Origin of the sequence: Sphaerotilus sp., assembly GCF_041083715.1 — a bacterium.
Lineage (GTDB): Bacteria > Pseudomonadota > Gammaproteobacteria > Burkholderiales > Burkholderiaceae_C > Sphaerotilus.
The window spans coordinates 1-4,442 of the sequence record NZ_JBFPGY010000008.1; the positions used below are offsets into that span (position 1 = coordinate 1).

Sequence of the window (4,442 nt, forward strand, 5' to 3'; positions counted from 1 at the left end):
ACGTGGATGGCCGGCACGACCCCAGCCGCGTGCATGGGCTGGTGTCGGCCGTGCTGGATCTGGGCCGGATGGTCGAACGCACACAGGCACAGATGGCCGGCGGGCGGCTCGACCTGCTGCTGCACGAAGCGACGCAGATCGACAGCGCGGGCGTCTACTCGCACCACGACCTGACACGCCAGGCACGCCCGGTGGAGCCGTGGCTGCCGCTTGCCGCGCCCCAGGTGGAGCGGCTGTTCCAGTCCGGACTGCATGCGCAGGTGGAAGTGGAATTCGCCGACCGGCGCTGGACGCTGCTGATGCGCCCGGGCTGGCTGGACGAGATGCCCTGGCCCAGCACGCTGCAGGGCGGCATCCTCGCCAGCGGGCTGGCGTTCACGGCGCTGCTGAGCGGCATCGTGCTGGTGCGCCAGCGCCATGACCGTGCGATGCAGGCGGCACACGACGGGCTGGAAGACCAGGTCACGCACCGCACGCAGGAACTCGCGCAGAGCAACACCCGGCTCAGCGCCGAGGTCGAGGAGCGCCGCCGCCTGGAAGTCGATCTGCGCCACGCCAGCGAGCAGGCCCACCAGGCAAACCAGGCCAAGACGATGTTCCTGGCCAACATGAGCCACGAGATCCGCACACCGCTGAACGCGGTGATCGGCTATGCCCAGATCCTGCTCGAAGAACCGCACCACGACGACACCAGCCGCAGCCGGCTGCGCATCGTGCTGCAGGCCGGCCAGCGGCTGCTGCGGCTGATCAACGACGTGCTGGACCTGTCCAAGATCGAGGCCGGCGGGCTGCAGCTGCACCGCCAGCACTTCGACCTGCGCCAGGAACTCGACGAGATCGTGCAGCTGATGGCCACGCGGGTCCATGCACGCGGACTGGATTTCACCGTCGAACTGGCGCTGGATGCGGCCGAGCCGGTGCATGCCGACCGGACCAAGGTGGGCCAGATCGTGCTCAACCTGCTGAGCAACGCGGTCAAGTTCACCCACCACGGCCAGGTGGCACTGACGGCACGGCGCAGCGGCGACACGGTGCACATCGAGGTCACCGACACCGGCCCCGGCATGGCCGCCGCCGAACTCGCCCAGCTCTTCGCACCGTTCCACCAGGGACAGGCCGGGCTGGACCAGGGCGGCACCGGGCTCGGGCTGGTGCTGGCGCGGCACATGGCGCGCTCGATGGGCGGTGACCTGCGCCTCGACAGCGCACCCGGTCAGGGCACGCAGGCCCGCCTCGCGCTGCCGCTGCCCCGCAGCACCGAGGGCGCCATGCCCCTGCCGCGCCACCACGGTCCGCAGCGTCTGGTCAGCGGCACCTCGGTGCGGGCGCTGGTGGTCGAGGACGATGCGCACAGCCGGGACATCCTGGTCGAGCTGCTGCTGCGGGTGGGCTGCACGGTGGACACCGCGGAGAACGGTCTCGACGGCCTGCGAGCGGCCAGCCAGGGCGGCTTCGACATCGTGTTCACCGACATCCGCATGCCCGTGCTCGACGGCATGCAGATGCTGCAGCGCCTGCGCGAGCAGACCAGCATGGCGCACCCGCCCGTGGTGGCCGTGTCGGCGTCCAGCCTGGAGCACGAGCGGCGGCACTACATCGGCCTGGGCTTCAGCGACTTCGTCGGCAAACCCTATGCCTTCGAGGAAATCCACCAGATGCTGGCCCAGCACGCAGGGGCGCGCTTCGTTCCCGTGGCGGTCGACGCGCCTGCGGACGCCGCCACACAGCCCGCGACAGACCCCGTGCCGATGCCGGCCTGCATCGGCCCCCTCAGCCGCGCACTGCTCGCCGCGCTGGCCGAGGCGGCCGACCAGGGCGCACTCAAGCCGGTGCGCCACGCGCTGGCGCAACTGGCCGAGCGCACCGGCACCACGGACACCCCGCCGGCCGACGCCCTCGCCACCCTCCTGGCCGCCGCCAGCGACTACGATTTCGACCGTCTCTCGCAGTACGCCCGGGCCTTGCTGGCCGGGCCCGAGGCGCTCCACCCCCTCCAGCCCGAGACCACGCCACCGTGAGCCAGCCGATTCCCCGCATCCTCATCGTCGATGACACGCCGCAGAACATCGACGTCCTGCAGGCGACGCTCGTCGAGATCGACGCCGACCTGCTCATCGCCACCGGCGGCACCCGCGCCCTCGATCTGGCACAGCGGCTGCAGCCCGATCTGATCCTGCTCGACGTGATGATGCCGGGCCTGGACGGCTTCGAGGTCTGCGCCCAGCTCAAGACCGATCCGCGCACGGCGGAGATCCCGGTGATCTTCTGCACCGCGCGGGTGGACGACGTGGCACACGGCTTCGCCGTCGGCGGCGCCGACTACATCACCAAGCCGATCCAGCCCGACGAGGTGCGCGCCCGGGTGTCCCACCAGCTGGAGCGGCGCCGGCTGCTGCGCGAGCTGCGCGAACTCAACCGCGCGCTCGAAGACAAGGTGCGCGAGCGCACGGCCGATCTGACGCTGGCCAACCAGCAGCTGCGCCACGAGATCAACGAGCGCCGCTACATGCAGGACCGCCTGGGCTACCTCGCCAGCCACGACTTCGTCACCCGGCTGCACAACCGCGGCGCGCTCGACGCCCACGTCACGCAACTGCTCGCCCGGCTGCAGCGGCAGGCCGCGCCGGCCGGCCCGGCGGTGATGCTGCTGATCGACATCGACCAGTTCCGCCTCGTCAACGAGAGCTGCGGCTGCATCGCCGGCGACGAGCTGCTGCGCCAGTTCGCCGACCTGCTCGGCGGGCTGCTGCGCCGGGGGGACTTCCTGGCGCGGCTGGGCGGCGACCAGTTCGCCGTCGTCAGCGAGGAGACCGATCTGGGCGCCGGGCTGGCGCGGCAGCTGCTGGCGGCGCTGCAGGACTGGTCCTTCGTCTGGCAGGAGCGCCGCTTCGCGCTCGCGGCGACCATCGCCATCGTGCCGCTGGACCGCGATCTGGTGTCCTTCGACCAGCTCATGCAGATGGCCGACGAGACGGTGTTCCTGGCCAAGCGCGACGGCCGGGGCCAGATCCGCCCCTACACGCCGACCCGCGTCGGCGAAGCGTCGCAGCGCGAGACCACCAACTGGGCGCTGGTGCTGATGGACGCGCTGCGCCATGGCCGCTTCCGCATCTTCTTCCAGCGGCTGCAGTCGCTGGACCAGGGCGGCCCGCTGCGGGTGGAGGTGCTGGTGCGGCTGTGGGACCCGGCGCGCGGCGAACTCGTCGCACCGGCGCAGTTCATCGCGCTGGCCGAACGCTTCCACCTGATCGGCGAGATCGACCGCTGGATGCTCGGCGAGGTGCTGGCGCTGATCGGCCGCCACCCCGAACTGCAGCAGCAGCTCGGCCAGGTGACGCTGAACCTGTCGGCGGTGTCGCTGCGCGAGCCGGGGCTGGCGCAGCAGGTGCTGGCCTCGATCGCGCAGCACGGCGTGCGCCCGGACCTGCTGTGCTTCGAGATCACCGAGACGCAGGCCATCGGCAACCTCGCCCAGGCGCGCGAGTTCATGCAGACGCTGCACGACGCGGGCTGCCGCTTCTCGCTCGACGACTTCGGCTCGGGCTACGCCTCGTTCGCCTACCTGCGCGAGCTGCCCTTCGACACGCTCAAGATCGACGGCCTGTTCGTGCGCGACATGCAGACCGAGCCGACGCACCAGGCGATGGTGCGCTCGATGGTCGACATGGCCCGGCTGCTGGACAAGCCGGTGGTGGCCGAGTTCGTCGAGACCGCCTCGGTGGCGCGGCTGCTGACCGATCTGGGCGTGCAGTGGGGCCAGGGCTACTACTTCCACCAGCCCGAGCCACTGACCTTCGATGCGCTGCAGCAGCAGGTGCGGCTGGCGCAACAGGCTTATCCGGCCGCATTGCACTGATGGCGGCGGCGCACGCGCCGTCCGCTTGATGCGGCGCAACGCCATGGAGCCGGGCACTGCCGATAGTCGCAAAGACCGCACCCGCACCGCTTGAACCCGCCGTGGAGGACTGCCCCATGATCCCCGCTGCACCTCCGCTGTTGTCGTGTCGCTCCGTGCCGGAGCTGACGCTGGAAGGCCCGGCAGACGCCCTGCTGCGCAGCCTCGACGCCCTGCGCCAGGTGCGCGACCCGGACGTGCCGGCCAGCATCCTCGAACTCGGTCTGATCGAGTCCCTGCGCCTGACCGAGGGCGAGGCCTGGCTGCGCTTCGTCAGCCTGGGCATGAGCTGCCCGCTCAGCGATCTGACCGCCGATGCGGCCTTCCGCGCCATCCAGGCCGTGCTGCCGGACACGGACATCTACCTGACCCACGACCACGCGGTCGAGTGGTCGCCACGGCGGGCCAGCGTTGCGCTGCGGCGACGCCTGGGCTGGGTCGTCGAGGATTGACAGGCATCAATCCCGACAGGCTCGAAGGGGGTGCATCATCAGGGTATGTCCTTAGTTCGCCGCCCCATCTGGATGCGCGTGGCCCCAAGCGGCCC

At 70.8% G+C, this 4,442-nt stretch carries 3 protein-coding genes; all 3 read left to right on the forward strand.

All coding sequences use genetic code 11. The annotated features are described in order from the left end of the window. The coding region (locus tag AB3X43_RS00275; RefSeq protein WP_369427900.1) for an ATP-binding protein at positions 1 to 2,018 on the forward strand (2,018 nt) is incomplete at its 5' end. After that, positions 2,015 to 3,856: a putative bifunctional diguanylate cyclase/phosphodiesterase gene (locus AB3X43_RS00280; RefSeq protein WP_369427901.1), complete on the forward strand. Its 1,842-nt coding sequence runs from the start codon at positions 2,015 to 2,017 to the stop codon at positions 3,854 to 3,856. The genes AB3X43_RS00275 and AB3X43_RS00280, both read left to right, overlap by 4 nt. A 116-nt stretch (positions 3,857 to 3,972) precedes the next feature. Next, the gene (locus tag AB3X43_RS00285) at positions 3,973 to 4,347 is read left to right on the forward strand and encodes an iron-sulfur cluster assembly protein (RefSeq protein ID WP_369427902.1); all 375 of its coding nucleotides are present in this window, start codon (positions 3,973 to 3,975) and stop codon (positions 4,345 to 4,347) included. Positions 4,348 to 4,442: the final 95 nt, after the last annotated feature.